Raw genomic sequence first — 17,929 nt, forward strand, 5'->3', positions numbered from 1 at the left:
CCCTCAGCTCGTCGCCGGTATCCGCCCCGATGCCAGCACCGCCCGCAGGCCCGCGTGGTCGAGGGCGGTGCGGTCGGCGTACCGCAGCGCGAAGTCGGCGACGGCCCGGTCGAAGGTGTCGGCGCCGCCGAGGTACGCCGCGATGGCGATCCGGTCGCCCGACCTGGCGTGCGCACGGGCCAGGGCCGTACCGCACAGCCGCGCGTGGTCCAGCAGCAGCGCCGGTGTCAGGTCGCCGACGCTGCTCGCGCCCTTCACGTCGCGGAGCTGACGCCAGTAGAAGTGCCGGCCCTCCGGTCCCGTCACCCAGCCGAGGAAGGGGTCGGCCGCCGCCTGGAGCAGCCGCTGCCCCGCGACCACCCGGTGGCCCTGGTGTTCGTACGCGCTGCGCGGCAGCGGCGGGTCGAGAGCGGATCGGCCGGCCTCCTTGATCTGGAGGAACAGCGGATCGGCGGAGTCGCGGCCCTCCAGCAGCACGAGGTGGCAGCGGACGCCGACCCCGCCGACCCCCACGACCTGCCGGGCCGCGTCCACGAAGCGGAACCGGTCCAGGAGCACCCTGCGGTCCTCGGGGAGGGTGCTGCGGTAGCCGATGAAGATCCGGCGCAGCGCCGCCGCGTCGATGCGGCCCACCGGCTCCAGCACGGGTGGGTCGGGTGTGATGCGGCGCCGGCCGCCCGGCGTGTCGGTCAGCTTCTCCAGGGCGCGCAGGCTCGTCCGGTGCCGGGCGGCTGACGGATCCGCGACGGCGGACGGATCCGTGGATGCTGAGGGGTCCGCGGATGCTGAGGGGTCCAAGGAGTCGGTGGGGTCGGCGGGGTCTGAGTTTCCGGCGTCCGCCTCCCCGGGGCCGCGCTGCCCGGCCCGTACGAGCGCCAGCAGGTCCGTGGTGTCCAGATGCCGGTACCAGACATCGAGTTCGCCGAGGTCCGCCAGCCGCCGCATCCAGTTCCGGTACGCCTCCACGGCGGCCCCGGCGGCGCCCCGCGCCTCGCCGTCCGGCTGTCCGTTGTCGCGGGCCGCGACCGCGATGCTCGCGGCGAGGCGTTTCACGTCCCATTCGAACGGACCGGGCAGCGTCTCGTCGAAGTTGTTGAGGTCGAAGAGGAGCGCGCGCTCGGGAGAGGCGGAAAAGCCGAAATTCAACAGGTGGGCGTCCCCGCACAACTGAACGGTCAGGCCCGTGCGGGGACTGTGCGCCAGATCGGCGGCCATCACGGCGGCGGCCCCGCGCAGAAAGGCGGACGGGGAGGCGGCCATACGCGCGTAGTGCAGGGGAAGCAGCTCGGCGATCCGCCCGCTGTTCCGGCTCGCCAGCACCGCGAGCGGGTCGGTCCGGTGGGCGGGCGGGATCCACAGGCCGTGCGAGGAGCGGGACGCGTGGTGGCGTGCGGCACGGCCGATCAGCGCCCGGTCGGCGGGAGTGGTCATGGCGGCCCCTCTCGCTCGCGGATCGGTCCTGACACGTTCCTGCTCGGTCCGGACGGACTCCGGCTCGGACCCGACAGGCTTCTGCTCGGTCCTGACAGGCTTCTGCCCGGTCCTGACACGACCCTGTTCGGTACTCCGTACGAGCATCACGCGACGGCGGCCCGCCAGCCCGGCGTGACGGCCGTTCGGGTGACCGCCCGGGTGTCCGTTCGGCCGGCCGGGAACCCGGATTGTTCGCGGAACGGGCCCTACCGCTCCCCCGCGCGTGGCATGCTCGATAAGCGCTCTTACCGAAGCCGCCACCGCGCGTCGGTAAGGCCCATGGGGGAGGTCGAATGGATCAGTACGGGGAATCCGGGGGTACGCCCCCGGCGGGTCTCACGGGACAGGCGCGGCGCGCCCAGCGCCGTGAGCGCCTGCTGTCCACCGCCCTCGAACTGTTCACCACACGCGGCTTCGCGACCACGTCCATCGAACGGATCTGCGCCGCCGCCCATGTCTCCATCCGGGCGTTCTACGAGGAGTTCGAGAGCCGCGAGGCCCTGCTGATCGCCCTGCACAACGACATCGCCAGGGCTGGCATGGAAGCCGCCCTGGTGGTCCTCGGGGACCCCGCCGTCGACTCCGCCTCCACCCGCGCCAGGGTCACGGCCCTGTGCCGCGCCTACATCGCGACCGTCACCGCGGACCCCGCCGCCACCCGGGTCGCGTTTGTCGAGGTGATCGGGGCCGGGCCCGCGGTGGAGGAACACCGGCTGCTCTGGCGCAGCCTGTGGACCGACTTCTTCCTGGGCGAGGCGGACCGCGCCGTCGGGCGCGGCGAGGCCGTGCCCCGTGACTACACCCTCGCGCTGGTCGCGCTCATCGGCGCGATCAACGAACTTGTCGCGCACTGGGCGCGCAACAGCGCCTCGCTCTCCCGCGACCTGCTCACCGACGAGATGATCCATCACGTTCTCGCCACGCTCGGCACCCCCGCGTACGAAGGGAAGTGACACGATGGCCGGCCTCTGGCACGAGGTGCTGCGCACGATGTCCCAGCCCGGGGCGTCCCCGGACGACGACCTGCTCGCGCGGGCGGCGGCGGACATCGCCCTGCGCGACCACCCCCATCCGCCCGCCGACGCCGAGGTGGTCCTGGAGATCGCCCGTACCGAATTCGCGGCGGTCCTCACGTACCGCCAGGCGCGGGCGGCCCTCGACAGCGCGCGGCGGCCCCCCGAGAGCGACACCGCGCCCTGACCAGGAGGGCCGGCACCGGCCGTCCCGCTTCGTGCTGAGGTGGCCGCGCGGCGCACGCGTGCGGCCACGGGGGCTAGCCTGGGCTGACCATGAACCGTTTGACGACACTCTGGGGCGAGTTCGGCCTCACCCGATTTCCCGAGCATCCCCGCGAGACGCTGCGCGCGTGGGACAGCGCCGACGAGTACCTGCTGCGGCACCTCGCGGGAACGGAAGGTCCACAGGCCGAGCCGGACACCGCGCCGGACCGGGGCCCGGACACCGCACCGGACCTCTCGGGTGCCGTGGTGGTCGTGGGGGACCGCTGGGGCGCCCTGACCACCGCCCTCGCCGCCCGCCGGCGGGGGAGCGCCACCACGGGCCCCCTCGTACAGATCACCGACTCGTACCTGACCCAGCAGGCGACGCTGGCCAATCTGCGCCGCGACGGCGCGGAACCGGATGAGGTACGGCTCCTCTCCGCCCGGGACACCCCGCCGGAGCGGATCGACGTCCTGCTGATCCGGGTGCCCAGGAGCCTCGCGCAGCTGGAGGACCAGCTGCACCGGCTCGCCCCGGCCGTCCACCAGGACACCGTGGTGGTCGGTACGGGACGGGTCACCGAGATCCACACCTCGACGCTCAAGCTGTTCGACCAGATCCTCGGCCCGACCACCACCTCGCTGGCGGTCAGGAAGGCGCGGCTGATCCACACCTCGCCCTCGCCGGGCCGGGTACGGGCGCCGTCCCCCTGGCCGCACAGCTACGCCCTGCCCGACGGGCTCGGGACGGTGTCCGGCCGTACGGTCGTCAACCACGCGGGCATCTTCTGCGCGGAGCGGCTCGACGTCGGCACCCGCTTCCTGCTGCACCACCTGCCGCGCCGCGAGGGCGCTGAGCACGTGGTCGACCTCGGCTGCGGCAACGGTGTGGTCGGTACGGCGATGGCCCTGGCCAATCCCGAGGCGCGGGTGACGTTCATCGACGAGTCGTTCTCCGCCGTGGCGTCGGCGGAGGCGACCTTCCGCAAGAACGTCGACGCCGACACCGAGGCCGCTTTTGTCCTCGGTGACGTCCTGTCGGACATTCCCGCCGAGTCGGTCGACCTGGTGCTGAACAATCCGCCGTTCCACACCCACCAGTCCACGACCGACGCGACGGCCTGGCGCATGTTCAGCGGATCGCGCGCCGCGCTGCGCCCCGGCGGCGAACTCTGGGTCATCGGCAACCGTCACCTCGGATACCACACCAAGCTCAAGCGGCTCTTCGGCAACTGCGAGGTCGTGACGAGCGACCCGAAGTTCGTGATCCTGCGGGCCGTCAAGAACTGACTCCGGGCGCCGGGTGGCCGTAGTGCGGTCAGCCGGTCCCGCCGGCGAGCGGGCCGCCACTGGCGAGCGGGCCGCCGTCGGCGAACGCCAGCCGCGCGAAGTTCTCGCCGATGCGGCGGTGCCCCGCCGGATCGGGGTGGACCCCGTCGGGCAGCGGGAACGCGGCGAAGTCCTTCTCGCCGTAGAGCTCACGGCCGTCGAGGTAGTGCAGGTCGGGGTCGCCGGCCGCCCGCTGGGCGACGATCCGGGCGAGTTCGTCGCGGATGACGTTGAGCGTCAGGCGTCCGGCGGCGCGTTCGGCCGGGTCGCCCGTGGCCTTGAACCGCAGGATGCCGCCGTCGAAGTCGGGGGCGAGGGGGCCGGGGGTGTCCTCCTGGACCGGGCAGAGGAGGGCGGACACGACCAGCAGCGGTGTGGTCGGATGCCCCTCGCGGACGGTGTCGAGGAAGCCGTGGACCGCCGGGGTGAAGGCGCGCAGGCGCATCACGTCGGCGTTGACGATGTTGATGCCGATCTTGAGGCTGATCAGGTCGGCGGGGGTGTCCCGTATCGCCCGGGCGGTGAACGGGTCGAGCAGCGCGCTGCCGCCGAATCCCAGGTTGACCAGCTCCACCCCGCCCAGGGCCGCGGCCAGAGCGGGCCAGACGCCGGTCGGGTGGGCGGCGTTCGAGCCGTGGCTGATGGAACTGCCGTGGTGCAGCCACACGCTGCGCCCGCTGTCCGGCGCCGGCTCGACCGGGGCATCGGTGCGCAGGGCGATCAGTTCCGTGATCTCCGTGTGCGGGAGCCAGATCTCGACGTCCTTGTCGCGCGCCGGCAGACCGGTGAACCGGGCGGTGCCGGGAGGTCCCTCGCTCAGTTCGGCGGACTGGGTGAGCATGTCGACAATCGTGCGGACGTTCCCGCCGGGCACGGTGGCCTGGGCGGCGAGACGGCCGTCGACCAGCAGGTCGTACACGCCGTCCGCGGGGGGCGGGAACCCCTGGTAGACCCGCTTGGTGGGCAGCGTGTCCAGTTCGACGGTGGTGGCCCGGGTACGGAAGACCAGGCGCACGCCGGAGGGCTGGGCCTCGGCCGTGGCCAGTTGGTCGTCGGGGATCTGCCGGCGGGCCCTGGCGGGCAGCCGGTGCGGGAGCAGTCCGTGCGCGGTCCGCTCCAGGTCGAGGAAACCGCGCAGGAGGTCCGCGGTGACGGGTGTGGTGACCCAGTCGTGTTCGGTGGTCGTTCTGTCGTCGGTGCTCATCGTTCCAGCCTGTTGATCAAGATTTCTCGGATGTCCGGGTACGGAGCAGCGCGTCGAGGGAATCCAGGGTCCAGGCCCAGGACTCCTGCGGGTCGACGGCGGTGTGGCTGAAGCCTCCCGCCATCTCCAGGCTGACGTAGCCGTGGAAGACGCTGCCCAGCATCCGGACCGCGTGGGTCTGGTCCGGCTCCGTCAGGTCGTAGCCGCGCAGGATCGCCCGCGTCATCCGCGCGTGCCGCACCCCGGCGCTGGCGGCCGCCGTCTCGGGGTCGAGCCGGAGGCGGGCGGCGTCGTACCGGCCGGGGTGCTCCCGGGCGTAGTCGCGGTACGCGTCCGCGAAGGCGGCCAGGGCGTCCCTGCCCGCCCGCCCGGCGACCGCGGCGGAGACCCGGTCGGCCAGTTCCTCCAACGCGAACAGGGCGATCCTCGTCCTGAGGTCCTGGGAGTTCTTCAGGTGCGAGTACAGACTCGCGACCTTGACGTCGAAGCGCCGGGCGAGCGCCGAGAGGGTCACCTCGTCGAAGCCGACCTCGTCGGCCAGCTCCGCCCCCGCCCGCGTCAGGCGTTCCGGGGTCAGCCCCGCTCGAACCATAACCGTCCTCCCCTTTGCCGACAACCATCATGCATTTGCCTAACACCTTTAGGCAAATCGGCGTGTCGTTCTGCCGGAAGGGGCCGGTCCCGTCAGAGCGTGGCGAGAGAGACCTCGGTCGACTTGATGAGCGCCACGACGTAGGCGCCGACCACCAGTCCGAGATCCGTGACGGCGTCCGTCGTGACGGCGGACGTGAGGACGCCGCCCTCGACGGCGATCTTGACGCCCGACATGGCACCGCCCGACGTGATCTCGGTGATGGTGCCCGGGAGGTGGTTCCGGATGCTCAGGCCCTCGACCGGGCCGGTCGCCAGCGCGACCTCGGTCGACTTGGCCAGGGCGCGTACGGGTGTGCCCGCCGCGAGGCCCAGTTCCGTCACCGCCTCCTGGGTGACGGCGGCGGTGATCTCCTGCCCGCCCGCCAGCCGCACCTTGACCGCGGCCATGACCTCTCCGGGGGAGACGGCCGTGACGGTCCCGGAAAGCTGGTTCCGGATGCTCAAGCTCATGGGATGCGCCTCACAGAAGGATGAAATGCGGGTGTTGGTCATCAAATGTCTCCGCACTCTAATCACACGCGGCGTCGGTGCGGCGACACGCGGTGGGGCCGCCCGCTCCCCGTGTTGGGCGGACACGGGCCCTGGGCCCTCCTCCGGCAAAACTCGCATCTGCCAGAGAGATCGCACCAAAGAATTGTGAATGCCAGGGAAACCGGCCTATCTTGTCGCACATGCAGTCCTACACAATCGGTCAGGCGGCGCGCCTTCTCGGGGTGAGTCCCGACACCGCGCGCCGCTGGGCCGACGCCGGCCGGGTCGCCACCCATCGTGACGAAGGCGGCCGCCGGCTCATCGACGGCAAAGATCTCGCGGCGTTCTCCGTCGAGGTCGCGCAGAGCGGTGCCGGCGAGGACGACGTGTCGTACACCTCGGCCCGCAACGCGTTCCCGGGGATCGTCACCGCCATCAAACTCGGCGATGTCGCGGCCCAGGTGGAGATCCAGGCCGGCCCGCACCGGCTGGTCTCCCTGCTGACCCGGGAGGGCGTCGAGGAGCTGGGACTGGAGGTCGGCATGCGGGCCACCGCCCGCGTGAAGTCCACCAGCGTGCACATCGACCGCACCTGACCCGTTCCGCCCGCGATCGTTCCGCCTCGCGATCCGTATCTCTTCCTGTTCCAGTCTCTTCCTGTTCCAGATTCCTCCCGCACCAGGTCCGTTCCGCGCCACGTCCGTCGCGCATCAGGTCCGTTCCGTCCCTGCGGACCGCAGGGACGCACTGCCAAGGAGCCCCCGCCCTCATGACCTTCACCTTGACCCGCCGCCGGGCCGCCACCGCGCTCGCGACCGTCGCCTTCCTCGTACCGCTGGCCGCCTGCGGTGGTGACGACGACGGCGACAAGAAGCCCGACGCCGCCGCGACGACGTCCGGGGCCACCTCCGACGCGGCCGCCTCGGCGGACCTGACCGTCCTGGCCGCCTCCTCGCTCACCGACGTGTTCAAGACGGCCGGCGCCGCCTACGAGTCGTCCCACCCCGGCACGAAGGTGACGTTCTCCTTCGCCGGTTCGCAGGAACTCGCCGCCCAGGTCAAGCAGGGCGCCCCCGCGGACGCGCTGGTCACCGCCGACACCAAGACCATCGACGGGCTCACGTCCGACACCGGCACCCCCACGATCATCGCCAAGAACCGGCTGGTGATCGCCACCGGTGAGGGCAACCCCGACAAGGTCGAGAGCCTCAAGGACCTCGCCGACCCCAAGCTCAAGGTCGTGCTGGCCGCGCCCGAGGTGCCGGTCGGCCGCTACAGCGAGCAGGTGCTCGACGCCCAGAAGATCGACGTCAAGCCGGTCTCCCAGGAGCCGAACGTCCGCGCCGTGCTGAGCAAGGTCGAACTGGGCGAGGCCGACGCGGGCATCGTCTACAAGACCGACGCCGAGACCGCGCCCGACAAGGTCGACGCCATCGAGATCCCCGACGCGCAGAACGCCATCGCGCAGTACCCGGCCGCCACGCTCAAGACGTCCAAGCACGCCGAGGCCGCCGCCGCGTTCGTGGCGTGGCTCAGCGGCCCCGAGGCCCAGAAGATCCTCCAGGACGCCGGGTTCCAGAAGCCGTGACCCCTCCCGACGGGGGGCGGACCGTCTCCGGGGACGCCCGATGAACCGGGCGTTCCCGGGCGGACGCCTCCACCCCCGCGGCGCTCCCCTCACCCTGCTCCTGCCCGCGCTGCTCGCGATCGCGTTCCTGCTGCTGCCCCTGGTCGGGATCCTCGCCCGTACGGAGTGGAGCAGGCTCGGCACCCACCTGACCGAACCCGACACGGTCGAGGCGCTGAAGCTCTCGCTGATCGTGTCGTTCTGGTCCCTCGGCCTGTCCCTGCTGTTCGGGGTCCCGCTGGCCTGGCTGCTGGCCCGGGTGAGGTTCCCCGGCAAGACCCTGGTGCGCTCCCTGGTCCTGCTGCCCATGGTCCTGCCGCCCACCGTGGGCGGGGTCGCGCTGCTTCTCGGCTTCGGCCGCCGGGGGCTGCTCGGGCCCTGGCTGGAGGACAGCTTCGGCATCACCCTGCCGTTCCACACCTCCGGCGCGGTCCTCGCCGCGACCTTCGTGGCGATGCCCTTCCTCATCATCAGCCTCGAAGGCGCCCTCGCCGGTCTGCGGCCCGCCTACGAGGAGACCGCCGCGTCGCTGGGCGCCTCGCCGGTACGGGTGTTCCTCACCGTCACCCTCCCCATGGTCGCCCCGGGACTGGCCGCCGGCGCCGCGCTGACCTGGGCGCGGGCGCTCGGCGAGTTCGGCGCGACGATCACCTTCGCCGGCAACCTGCCCGGCACCACCCAGACCCTCCCGCTCCGGGTCTACCTGCTGCTCCAGGACGACCCGGAGGCGGCGACCTCCGTCTCCCTGCTGCTGCTCGCCATCGCCATGGCCGTACTGATCGCACTGCGCGGCCGCTGGACGGGCGGCGGCACCCGCGACCGTGCGACCGGTGGGGACGTTCCGGCGGAGGGAACGTACGGGGCGGACGACGCGGGCGGGACCTCCGAGGCGCACGAGGCGCCCGGCCCGGACGCCGTACCGGATCCCGCGACGCCCGCCGCAGGCGCGTGGCGGCTGCACGCCGAGGTCACCGGGTTCACCCACCTCACCCTCGACGCCGAGCCCGGCACCACCATCGCCGTCGTCGGCCCCAACGGCGCGGGCAAGACCACCCTCCTGCGCGCCCTCCTCGGGCTCACCCCCCGCTCCCACGCCGCGCTGCGCCTCGGCGACCTGGACGTCACCGCCCTGCCCCCGCACCGGCGCGACGTCGCCTGGGTGCCGCAGAACGGCGCGCTCTTCCCCCACCTCAACGCCCTCGCCAACACCGCCTACGGCCTGCGCGCCCACGGCGTGCGCCGCGCCGACGCGCGCCGGGCCGCCCAAGAGTGGCTCGACCGGCTCGGCGTCGGCCATCTCGCGGCCCGCCGCCCCCACCAGCTCTCCGGCGGCCAGGCCCAGCGCGTCGCCCTGGCCCGCGCGCTCGCCGCCCGGCCCCGGCTCCTGCTCCTCGACGAACCGCTGGCCGCCCTCGACCAGACCACCCGGGGGCAGGTACGGCACACCCTCCGCCGCCACCTCGACGGCTTCGGCGGTGTCTGCCTGATCGTGACCCACGACCCCGTCGAAGCCGTCTCCCTGGCCGACCGGGTCCTCGTACTCGACGCCGGACGCGCCCTCCAGGACGCCCCGCCCACCGAAGTGACCCGGAACCCACGCTCGCCCTGGGTCGCCAGGATGCTGGGCCGCAACGCCTGGCCGGGCACGTTCGGACCCGACGGGCTGGTCCTCGGCGGCGGCGGACGGCTCGTCGTCGCCGACCCTCTGGCCCCCGGCTCCGCCGCCCTCGCGATCATCGCCCCCGAAGCCGTCTCCGTACACCGGGACCGCCCGGCGGGCAGCCCGCGCAACGTCTGGCCGGGCACCGTCCGGGAGATCACCGCCCTCGGCAGCCGGCTGCGGATTCTGATCACCTCGCCCGAGGCGCCCGACCTGGTCGCCGAGATCACCCCCGAGGCCGCCGCGGAACTCCGCCTGGCCGACGGCGCCGCCGTCTGGACCAGCGTCAAGGCCACCGAAGTCACCCTGGTGGCGCGGTGAGGGCCGACCCGTCGGTATCAGGCCGGTCCCGGCGGGAATCCGGCCGGTCCAGGGGGTGGCGAGGGGCCCCGGGCCTGGCAGGGTGGAGGGGCGGAAGAGAGCAGGGGAGCACACGATGTTGCTGCGACAACTGGAGTATCTGGTCGCGCTCGCACGGGAACGGCACTTCGCCCGGGCGGCGGCGTCCTGCTACGTGTCACAGCCGTCGCTCTCCGCGGCGATCCGCAAACTCGAACGCGAGCTGGACGTCCCCATCGTCCGGCGCGGCCGCCGCTTCGAAGGACTGACGCCGGAAGGCGAGCGGGTCCTGCTCTGGGCCCACCGGATCCTCGCCGAGCGCGACGCGCTGCGCCACGAGCTGTCCGCGATGCGCGGCGGCCTCGCCGGCACCCTGCGCATGGGCGCCATCCCCACCGCGCTCACGGCCGCCTCCCTGCTCACCACCCCGTTCGTGGAACGGCACCCGCAGGCCCGCGTCTCGCTCGACTCGCTCTCCTCCCGGGACATCAACCAGCGGCTCGCCGAGTTCGAACTCGACATCGCCGTCACCTACTTGGACGACGACAGCCTCTCCCACGTCCGCAGGACCCCGCTCTACGAGGAGCGCTACCTCCTCCTCACCCCCCAGGACGGCCCCATGGCAGGACAGGAGGTGGCGCGCTGGGCCCAGATCGCCGCGCTGCCGCTGTGCCTCCTCGCCCCGCAGATGCGCAACCGCCGCATCATGGACGAGTACTTCGCCGCCGACGGCGCGCCCGAGGTGACCCCCGCCATCGAGACCGATTCCGTGGCCGCGCTCTACGCGCACCTGACGGCGGGTCACTGGTCCAGCGTCATCTCCCACGCCTGGCTGCACATGTTCGGCGTACCCGACGGCATGCGCGTGGTGCCCCTGGAGAAGCCCGCGCACGGCCCGCGCGTCGGCCTGGTCATCGCCGACCGCACCCCCGAACCCGTCCTGGCCAGGGCCTTGTTGCAGATCGCCAGGGAAGCGGGCGTACGGGAAGCGCTCGACGGTCTCCTGGACATCTACCTGCGCCCGGCGGGACCACCGGCCGACGGCCCGCGCCCCGCCCGCGGATAGCCGTTGCCTATCCCGGCATAGACACTTTCGCTTTGCCGTCCCCGCTGGTCAGGAGGAACCTTTAAGCATCTTCCCGCACTGAACGATGAGGAGCCGCCATCATGGCAAAGGTGCTGTGTGTGCTGTACGACGACCCGATCGACGGGTACCCGAAGACGTACGCGCGTGACGACATCCCGAAGATCGAGAGCTACCCCGGCGGTCAGACGGCGCCCACTCCTCAGGGCATCGACTTCACCCCCGGTCACCTCCTCGGCAGTGTCTCCGGCGAACTGGGTCTGCGCGGCTACCTGGAGTCCCAGGGCCACACCCTGGTCGTCACGTCCGACAAGGACCGTGACGGTTCGGTCTTCGACCAGGAGCTGGTCGACGCCGACATCGTCATCTCGCAGCCCTTCTGGCCGGCGTACCTGACGGCCGAGCGCATCGCGAAGGCCAAGAACCTGAAGCTCGCCATCACGGCCGGCATCGGTTCCGACCACGTCGACCTCGACGCGGCCATCGCCAAGGGTGTGACCGTCGCCGAGGTCACGTACTGCAACAGCATCAGCGTCGCCGAGCACGTCGTGATGATGACGCTGGGCCTGGTACGCAACTACCTGCCGTCCAACAAGATCGTCCTGGACGGCGGTTGGAACATCGCCGACGCCGTCGCCCGCTCGTACGACCTGGAGGGCATGCAGGTCGGCACCGTCGCCGCCGGCCGCATCGGCCTCGCGGTGCTGCGCCGCCTCGCCCCCTTCGACGTCGGCCTGCACTACACCGACCGCCACCGTCTCCCGGAGGCCATCGAGCAGGAGCTGAACCTGACCTGGCACGAGAGCGCCGAGGCCATGGTCCCGCACTGCGACGTCGTCACCATCAACGCGCCCCTCCACCCGGAGACCGAGGGCCTGTTCGGCGACGAGCTGCTCTCCAAGATGAAGCGCGGCACGTACCTCATCAACACCGCGCGGGCGAAGATCACCGACCGCGACGCGATCGTACGCGCGCTGGAGAGCGGTCAGCTCGCCGGCTACGCGGGCGACGTGTGGTACCCGCAGCCCGCCCCGGCCGACCACCCGTGGCGGACCATGCCGAACCACGGCATGACGCCGCACATCTCGGGCTCCTCGCTCTCCGCCCAGGCCCGCTACGCGGCGGGTACGCGCGAGATCCTGGAGAACTTCTTCGCGGGCACGCCCCAGCGCGACGAGTACCTGATCGTCGACGGCGGCGCCCTCGCCGGTGTGGGAGCGCACTCCTACTCCGTCAAGAAGTAGTCCTCCAAGAAGCAAGTCCTCCGAGAAGTACGGATGTGACGAAGCGTCAGCACCGCACCCGTCCCTTCGCACGAGTGACGGACGCGCGTGACTGACTCTTCGCACGGCTGAACAACCGCACACAGCTGAGCTTCACCCCGCTACCCCGGCCGCGCCCTCGGCCGGGGTAGCGGCGTTGAGGCCCCGGTGCGGTGTGTTGGCCTCCCGCCCGTCGCCCGCGTGATCGCACACGTAAGCTCGTGTCCCCCCGTACGTCACTGAACTCCCTTACGCTCCTCCTCGGTTGACATGCCCCACACATGCGCTCCAGGAGGATCAGGGACTATGGCAAAGCTCCTTCGTACGACGGTGGCCGCCGTCGCGCTTCTCGCTCTCGCCACCACCTCGGCCCAGGCGGCCGACACCGGTCAGCTGCCGTACTCCTCCACCACCGGGGTCGGCGTGCACAACGCCTACGTCAAGACGACGTTCCCGTACTTCGCCGACGCCCTGGACTCCGGCGCCGGGATGCTCGAACTCGACGTGTGGACCAACGTGTTCGGCGCCTCCTGGCGCGTGTCGCACGACAGCCCGGTCAGCAACAACAACAACTGCGCGAACGCCACCACCGTCGCGCAGCTGCGGACCAACACGCAGAACCGCGACCTGGGCGGCTGCCTCACCGACCTGAGAACGTGGCACAACGCCAACCCCGGCCACCGCCCCATCGTCCTCAAGGTCGAGATGAAGGACGGCTTCCTGGGTTCGGCGGGCCGCGGCCCCGCCGCCTTCGACGCCCTCGTCAGCAGCAAGCTCGGCGACGCCGTCTACCGCCCCGGCGACCTGGTCGGCAACCGCGCCACCCTCGACGAGGCCTCCCAGGCCGGCGCCTGGCCCACCCGCGCGCAGCTGGCGGGCAAGTTCATCATCGAGCTGATCCCCGGCACGGTCGAGGAGCAGAACCCCTTCGACACGCTGTGGACCGACCGGGAGTACGCCACCTACCTCCGCGACCTCAAGGCGGCCGGCCGGCTGGGCGAGGCCACGGCCTTCCCCGCCGTGCACAACGTCGCGGCCGGCGACCCGCGCACCCGCTACGCGGACGCCTCGATCCGCCCGTGGTTCGTCTTCTTCGACGGTGACGCCTCCGCGTGGGTCGCGGGCGGGATCGACACCGCCTGGTACGACCAGCGGCACTACTTCGTCCTGATGACGGACGCCCACAACGTGGCGCCCGCCATCGACGGCACCAACCCCACCGAGCAGCAGGCCCGGGATCGGCTGTCCCTGCTGGCGGGTAAGAACGCCAGCCTGATCTCCGCGGACTGGCGCTCGCTTCCGGCGGTTCTCTCGTCGGTCGTCCCGCGCGGCACCGCTCAGTAGCCGCGCGGCCCGGGACCGGCCGTCACCGGTCCCGGGCCCTCGACCTTCCCCGGCGGACCGCTCATCCCCGGCGGACCGCTCATCCCCGGCGGACCGCTGACCCCCGGCGGACCGTTCATCCCTGGTTGTGGGCGGCCAGCACGGTCTCCACCGTGTCGGCGTCCGCCGCCCGCTTGTCCTCGCGGTAGCGGACGACGCGCGCGAACCGCAGGGTCACCCCCGCCGGGTAGCGGGACGACCGCTGGAGCCCGTCGTACGCGATCTCGACGACCAGCTCGGGCCGTACGGTCACGGTGAAGCCGTCGTCGCGGACCGCCAGCTCGCGCAGCCGGCCGGTCTGCCACTCCAGCATCACGTCCGTCAGGCCCTTGAAGGTCTTGCCGAGCATGACGAACGACCCGTCCTCCCGGCGCGCGCCCAGATGCAGGTTCGACAGCTTTCCCGTGCGCCGGCCGTGGCCCCACTCGGCGGCCAGCACGACGAGGTCCAGCGTGTGCACCGGTTTGACCTTCAGCCACCCCGCCCCGCGCCTGCCCGCGCTGTACGGGGTGTCCAGCGCCTTCACCACGACCCCCTCGTGGCCCCTGGCCATGGTGTCCGCCAGGAACGCCTCGGCGTCCCGGGTACGCGTGCCGGCGGTCTCCCCGCCGCGCCCGTCCGTACCCGGCACCACGATCCTCCGTACCCGCATCGGCTCGGGGACCAGCCGCGCCAGCGCCTCGTGGCGCTCCGCGAACGTCAGGTCGAGGAGATCCTCGCCGTCGAGCGACAGGATGTCGAAGAAGACGGGGGAGACCGGCACCGCCGTCGCGGCGGTCGCCACGTCCGTCCGTGACCCGACCCGGCTCGCGATCTCCTGGAACGGCCGGGGCCTGCCCCGCTCGTCCAGCGCGATGACCTCCCCGTCCAGCACAAAACCGTCGCCGTCCAGCGTGGCCGCGATGTCCACCACCTCGGGCAGCCGGTCCGTGATGTCGTCGAGCGTGCGGGTGAAGATCCGTACCGTCCCGCCGTCGCGGTGCACCTGCACCCGGATCCCGTCCAGCTTCTCCTCCACGGCGCACGCCCCGAGCCGGCCGATCGCCTCGGCCACGTCCGCCGCGCTCTGCGCGAGCATCGGCAGCACGGGCCGCCCCACGGTCAGCAGGAACTCCTCCAGCACGTGCGGGCCCTCCGCCAGCAGCCGCTCCGCCACGTGCTGGAGCGAACCGGCCAGCATCACGGCCCGCCGCACGGCGCCCGCCGCCGCGCCCGACGTCTCGGCCAGCGCCTCCACGGCGACGGCGTCCAGCGCGCCCTGCCGCACCTCGCCGGAGATCAGCCCCACCAGGAAGCGCTGCTCCTCCCCGGTGGCCGCCCCCAGCAGCTCCTGCACCAGCCGCCGCCGCTCGGCCTGCGAGCCGGGCCCCGACACGGCCGCGAGCGCGGTGAAGGTGTCGTCGACGTGGTGGACGGTGAGGGTGGCCCGGCCGGCCGGCGGCGGCGGGTCCTTGAGGGCGTTCCAGCCGATCCCGATCCGGCCCTGGGGCAGCCGTCCGGCCAGGTAGGGGATGACGACGGGCACGTCCTGGGGACCGGCCGTGCGGAAGAGTCCGGCCAGCATGGAGATCTTCCGGGATCGCGCCGATGTCTCGGCGACCTCCCGGGAGACGCGGGCGAGCGGTGCCAGCAGCATGCTGCCATCGTGCAACGCCGAGCGCGCGTCCGCCCGGCGAAACGGAAGCCACTTCCTCCTGGCCACCCGATTCCCCATGATCGGCGGGCGGGACCTCGTGACACGGTTCCGTCACACGGCCCGTCCCCGTACACACCACACGGCCGGGCGGCCATACTGGGTACGGGCCGGGGAGGGCGCGGCGAGGCGACGGGGGCGACAGCACGCGATGGCGGACACCAGGCTGATCCAGGGCCGGTACCGGCTGCTCGAACTGATCGGGCGCGGGGGGATGGGCGAGGTGTGGCGCGCGCGCGACGAGTCGCTCGGCCGGCGCGTCGCGGTCAAGTGCCTCAAGCCGGTGGGTCTCCCGCAGGGAGACGCCGCCGGGCGGGTCATGCGCGAGCGGTTCCGGCGCGAGGCCAGGGTCGCGGCGGCGCTCCAGCACCGCGGGGTCACGGTCGTCCACGACTTCGGTGAACACGACGGCGTGCTCTACCTGGTGATGGAGCTGCTGGAAGGCCGGGACCTGGGCCAGCTCCTGGAGGACAACAAACGCGGGCCGCTGCCGGTGGCCGAGGTCGTGGACATCGCGGAGCAGGTCGCGGACGCCCTCGCGTACACCCATGAACAGGGCATCATCCACCGCGACTTGAAGCCCGCGAACATCATGCGGCTCACCGACGGCACGGTGAAGATCTGCGACTTCGGCATCGCCAGGCTGGGCCGCGACCTGGAACAGAGCTCCCAACTCACCGGCATGGGCGTGGCGATGGGGACCCCCCACTACATGTCGCCCGAGCAGATCGGCGCGGGCGACATAGACCACCGCTCCGACCTGTACTCGCTGGGCTGTGTGCTGTACGAACTCGCCACGGGGGCGCCGCCGTTCGACCTGGAGGACGCGTGGTCGGTGCTCGTCGGGCACCGGGACACCGTGCCCGAACCGCCGCGCACGCACCGGCCGGAGCTTCCCGCGTTCTTCGAGCGGATCGTCCTCGACCTGCTGGCGAAGACCCCCGACGAACGGCCGGCGGACGCGGGCGACCTGCGGCGGCGGCTCGGCGCGGGCGCCGGAGGGCGGGGGCTCGCGGTGGCGTACGTGCCCGGCCCGGGGCCCGGCCACGGCCGTGGCCGGCACGGGCTCGGGCACGGGGCCGGTCAGGTGTACGACTCCGTGCCCCAGCTCCCCGGCGGCGCTCCGCTGCCGTCCTGGACCCGGGGCATGACCACCGGGCACAAGGCGACCGGCACGACGGTCCTGCCGTCGCCGCTGCCCGACCCCGCGACCGGACTGACCGGCGGATGGACCGGTCCGGCCGGCCCGCACCCCGTCCTTCTCACCGATCGCACGTACGAGCCTCACGACCAGGGCCCGTCGCCCGAGCGCCTCGCCGTCCTGGCCGGCCGCCACGACGCGGGGGTGGGCCTGGGCCGCGCGGGCCGCTGGGCCGAGGCGGAGGAGACCCACCGCGACGTCGCCGCCGAACGCGCCCAGACACTCGGCCCCGACCACCCCGACACCCTCGCCAGCCGGTACGAGATCGGTGTCGCCCTGAGCGGTACGGGACGCACGGCGGAGGCGCTGCGCGAGTTCGGGAGCGTGACGGAGGGCCGCGAGCGCGCGCTCGGTCCCGACCATCCCGACACCCTGGCGGCGCGCCAGGAGACGGCGTACGCGCTGGGGCGGCTCGGCCGGCACTTCGAGGCCCACGGCGTGTACGCCGCGGTGCTCGCCTCCCACGAACGCACGAAGGGCGACGAGCACCCGGACACCCTGCGCTGCCGTCACAACCTGGCGGGCAACCTGAGCAGGCTGGGCCGGCTGGAGGACGCGTACCAGCTGGCCAGGGAGGTGGTACGGGTCCGTGCCCGCGTCCTCGGCACCACGCACCCCGACACGCTCGCCACGCGCTGCGAAGTGGCCCGCACCCTGGGGCTGTTGGAGCGCTGGGCGGAGGCGCTCGGCAGCTACCGCGAGGTCGGGGCGGCGCGGGCGCGGGCGCTCGGCCCCGACCACGCCGACACCCTCGCCGCGCGGTACGAGGTGGGCATCTGCCTGGGCCGCCTCGGCCGTGACACGGAGGCGCTGGAGCTCTACCGCGCGCTGGCGGACGACCTCAAGCGGGTGAGCGGCGGGGCCGACCCGGAGACGTTGCGCGCGCGGCACGGCGTCGGGGTGAACCTGGGGCGGCTCGCGCGCTGGGAGGAGGCGCTGCGGGAGGCGCGGGAGGTCTGGGCGATCCGCGAACGGGTCCTCGGCCCCGACCACCCCGACACCCTGGTGAGCCGCCGCGAGGTCGCCGTGGGCCTGGGCTGGCTGGGCCGCTGGGAGGACGCCCTGGCCGGCTACCGCCAGGTCGCCGGCACCCGCGAACGGGTCCTGGGCGCGTCCCACCCGGACACCCTGACCAGCCGCAGCGACGAGGCGCACTGCCTGGAACAACTGGGCAGAAGCGCCGAGGCGACGGAACTGTACCGCCGCGTGGCGGCCCTGCGCGGCGAACGCCAGGACCCCCGCGCATAAGCCGGGAGGCGCGGGGCGCGTACCACACCGCGGTGGCGCGGCAATGCGCCATTGAATTGCCATGGACAACCCTCTACGGTT

Annotated in this window: 15 protein-coding genes; 10 read left to right on the plus strand and 5 right to left on the minus strand. The window is 72.6% G+C overall.

Features of this window, described 5'->3' with window-relative positions:
- Nucleotides 1–3 precede the first annotated feature (3 nt).
- Entirely contained in the window at nt 4–1,431 is a 1,428-nt protein-coding gene (locus tag ACIO1C_RS12305) for a DUF2252 domain-containing protein (protein WP_401861657.1), read from the minus strand.
- 335 nt (nt 1,432–1,766) lie between these two features.
- Here ACIO1C_RS12305 and ACIO1C_RS12310 point away from each other — a divergent pair, with 335 nt between their 5' ends.
- From ACIO1C_RS12310 to ACIO1C_RS12320, 3 genes are all read left to right on the plus strand, one after another.
- Nucleotides 1,767–2,426, plus strand: coding sequence for a TetR/AcrR family transcriptional regulator (locus ACIO1C_RS12310; RefSeq protein WP_401861660.1), 660 nt, complete (start codon nt 1,767–1,769; stop codon nt 2,424–2,426).
- A 4-nt stretch (nt 2,427–2,430) separates the two neighbouring features.
- Nucleotides 2,431–2,673 carry a hypothetical protein gene (locus ACIO1C_RS12315; protein WP_401861663.1) on the plus strand — a complete coding sequence of 81 codons (243 nt, stop codon included), beginning with the start codon at nt 2,431–2,433 and terminating at the stop codon, nt 2,671–2,673.
- A gap of 89 nt (nt 2,674–2,762) precedes the next feature.
- On the plus strand, nt 2,763–3,983 hold the full coding sequence (locus tag ACIO1C_RS12320; protein ID WP_401861666.1) for a methyltransferase: 1,221 nt from the start codon (nt 2,763–2,765) through the stop codon (nt 3,981–3,983).
- A gap of 28 nt (nt 3,984–4,011) precedes the next feature.
- Here ACIO1C_RS12320 and ACIO1C_RS12325 read toward each other — a convergent pair whose 3' ends face one another.
- The 3 genes from ACIO1C_RS12325 to ACIO1C_RS12335 all read right to left on the minus strand — a co-directional run bounded on the left by ACIO1C_RS12325 (nt 4,012) and on the right by ACIO1C_RS12335 (nt 6,330).
- Nucleotides 4,012–5,226: a GDSL-type esterase/lipase family protein gene (locus ACIO1C_RS12325; RefSeq protein ID WP_401861669.1), complete on the minus strand. Its 1,215-nt coding sequence runs from the start codon at nt 5,224–5,226 to the stop codon at nt 4,012–4,014.
- Between the two features lie 16 nt (nt 5,227–5,242).
- Nucleotides 5,243–5,818, minus strand: coding sequence for a TetR/AcrR family transcriptional regulator (locus ACIO1C_RS12330; RefSeq protein ID WP_401861672.1), 576 nt, complete (start codon nt 5,816–5,818; stop codon nt 5,243–5,245).
- Nucleotides 5,819–5,910: 92 nt separating this feature from the next.
- Entirely contained in the window at nt 5,911–6,330 is a 420-nt protein-coding gene (locus ACIO1C_RS12335) for a molybdopterin-binding protein (protein ID WP_401861674.1), read from the minus strand.
- Between the two features lie 221 nt (nt 6,331–6,551).
- Between ACIO1C_RS12335 and ACIO1C_RS12340 the strand changes: the two genes are divergently transcribed.
- The 6 genes from ACIO1C_RS12340 (at nt 6,552) to ACIO1C_RS12365 (ending at nt 13,667) form a co-directional block, all read left to right on the plus strand.
- Nucleotides 6,552–6,947 carry a molybdopterin-binding protein gene (locus ACIO1C_RS12340; RefSeq protein ID WP_401861677.1) on the plus strand — a complete coding sequence of 132 codons (396 nt, stop codon included), beginning with the start codon at nt 6,552–6,554 and terminating at the stop codon, nt 6,945–6,947.
- 173 nt (nt 6,948–7,120) lie between these two features.
- Nucleotides 7,121–7,939, plus strand: a complete 819-nt coding sequence (gene modA / locus ACIO1C_RS12345) for a molybdate ABC transporter substrate-binding protein (RefSeq protein WP_401861678.1) — start codon at nt 7,121–7,123, stop codon at nt 7,937–7,939.
- Between the two features lie 40 nt (nt 7,940–7,979).
- Nucleotides 7,980–9,959 (plus strand): ABC transporter permease, encoded by a 1,980-nt coding sequence (locus ACIO1C_RS12350; RefSeq protein WP_401861680.1) that lies wholly within the window; start codon nt 7,980–7,982, stop codon nt 9,957–9,959.
- Between the two features lie 115 nt (nt 9,960–10,074).
- A complete protein-coding gene (locus ACIO1C_RS12355) occupies nt 10,075–11,043 on the plus strand; it encodes a LysR family transcriptional regulator (protein WP_401861682.1) in 969 nt (322 codons plus the stop codon).
- Between the two features lie 101 nt (nt 11,044–11,144).
- A complete protein-coding gene (locus ACIO1C_RS12360) occupies nt 11,145–12,305 on the plus strand; it encodes an NAD-dependent formate dehydrogenase (RefSeq protein WP_327238201.1) in 1,161 nt (386 codons plus the stop codon).
- A gap of 324 nt (nt 12,306–12,629) precedes the next feature.
- Nucleotides 12,630–13,667, plus strand: a complete 1,038-nt coding sequence (locus tag ACIO1C_RS12365) for a phosphatidylinositol-specific phospholipase C domain-containing protein (protein WP_401861684.1) — start codon at nt 12,630–12,632, stop codon at nt 13,665–13,667.
- Nucleotides 13,668–13,782: 115 nt separating this feature from the next.
- Here the strand turns inward: ACIO1C_RS12365 and ACIO1C_RS12370 are convergent, their stop codons facing one another.
- Entirely contained in the window at nt 13,783–15,342 is a 1,560-nt protein-coding gene (locus ACIO1C_RS12370) for an ATP-dependent DNA ligase (protein ID WP_401861686.1), read from the minus strand.
- A 208-nt stretch (nt 15,343–15,550) separates the two neighbouring features.
- Between ACIO1C_RS12370 and ACIO1C_RS12375 the strand changes: the two genes are divergently transcribed.
- Nucleotides 15,551–17,848 (plus strand): tetratricopeptide repeat protein, encoded by a 2,298-nt coding sequence (locus ACIO1C_RS12375; protein ID WP_401861689.1) that lies wholly within the window; start codon nt 15,551–15,553, stop codon nt 17,846–17,848.
- Nucleotides 17,849–17,929 lie beyond the last annotated feature (81 nt).

This window comes from Streptomyces sp. NPDC087420, assembly GCF_044744165.1.
Classification (GTDB): Bacteria; Actinomycetota; Actinomycetes; order Streptomycetales; family Streptomycetaceae; genus Streptomyces.

Coding starts and splice junctions, on each gene's coding strand:
- ACIO1C_RS12355 (WP_401861682.1), top strand. CDS start 10,075: ATGTTGCTGCGACAACTGGAGTATCTGGTCGCGCTCGCACGGGAACGG.
- modA (WP_401861678.1), top strand. CDS start 7,121: ATGACCTTCACCTTGACCCGCCGCCGGGCCGCCACCGCGCTCGCGACC.
- ACIO1C_RS12310 (WP_401861660.1), top strand. CDS start 1,767: ATGGATCAGTACGGGGAATCCGGGGGTACGCCCCCGGCGGGTCTCACG.
- ACIO1C_RS12375 (WP_401861689.1), top strand. CDS start 15,551: ATGGCGGACACCAGGCTGATCCAGGGCCGGTACCGGCTGCTCGAACTG.
- ACIO1C_RS12335 (WP_401861674.1), bottom strand. CDS start 6,330: ATGAGCTTGAGCATCCGGAACCAGCTTTCCGGGACCGTCACGGCCGTC.
- ACIO1C_RS12330 (WP_401861672.1), bottom strand. CDS start 5,818: ATGGTTCGAGCGGGGCTGACCCCGGAACGCCTGACGCGGGCGGGGGCG.
- ACIO1C_RS12360 (WP_327238201.1), top strand. CDS start 11,145: ATGGCAAAGGTGCTGTGTGTGCTGTACGACGACCCGATCGACGGGTAC.
- ACIO1C_RS12365 (WP_401861684.1), top strand. CDS start 12,630: ATGGCAAAGCTCCTTCGTACGACGGTGGCCGCCGTCGCGCTTCTCGCT.
- ACIO1C_RS12320 (WP_401861666.1), top strand. CDS start 2,763: ATGAACCGTTTGACGACACTCTGGGGCGAGTTCGGCCTCACCCGATTT.
- ACIO1C_RS12370 (WP_401861686.1), bottom strand. CDS start 15,342: ATGCTGCTGGCACCGCTCGCCCGCGTCTCCCGGGAGGTCGCCGAGACA.
- ACIO1C_RS12325 (WP_401861669.1), bottom strand. CDS start 5,226: ATGAGCACCGACGACAGAACGACCACCGAACACGACTGGGTCACCACA.
- ACIO1C_RS12350 (WP_401861680.1), top strand. CDS start 7,980: ATGAACCGGGCGTTCCCGGGCGGACGCCTCCACCCCCGCGGCGCTCCC.
- ACIO1C_RS12315 (WP_401861663.1), top strand. CDS start 2,431: ATGGCCGGCCTCTGGCACGAGGTGCTGCGCACGATGTCCCAGCCCGGG.
- ACIO1C_RS12305 (WP_401861657.1), bottom strand. CDS start 1,431: ATGACCACTCCCGCCGACCGGGCGCTGATCGGCCGTGCCGCACGCCAC.
- ACIO1C_RS12340 (WP_401861677.1), top strand. CDS start 6,552: ATGCAGTCCTACACAATCGGTCAGGCGGCGCGCCTTCTCGGGGTGAGT.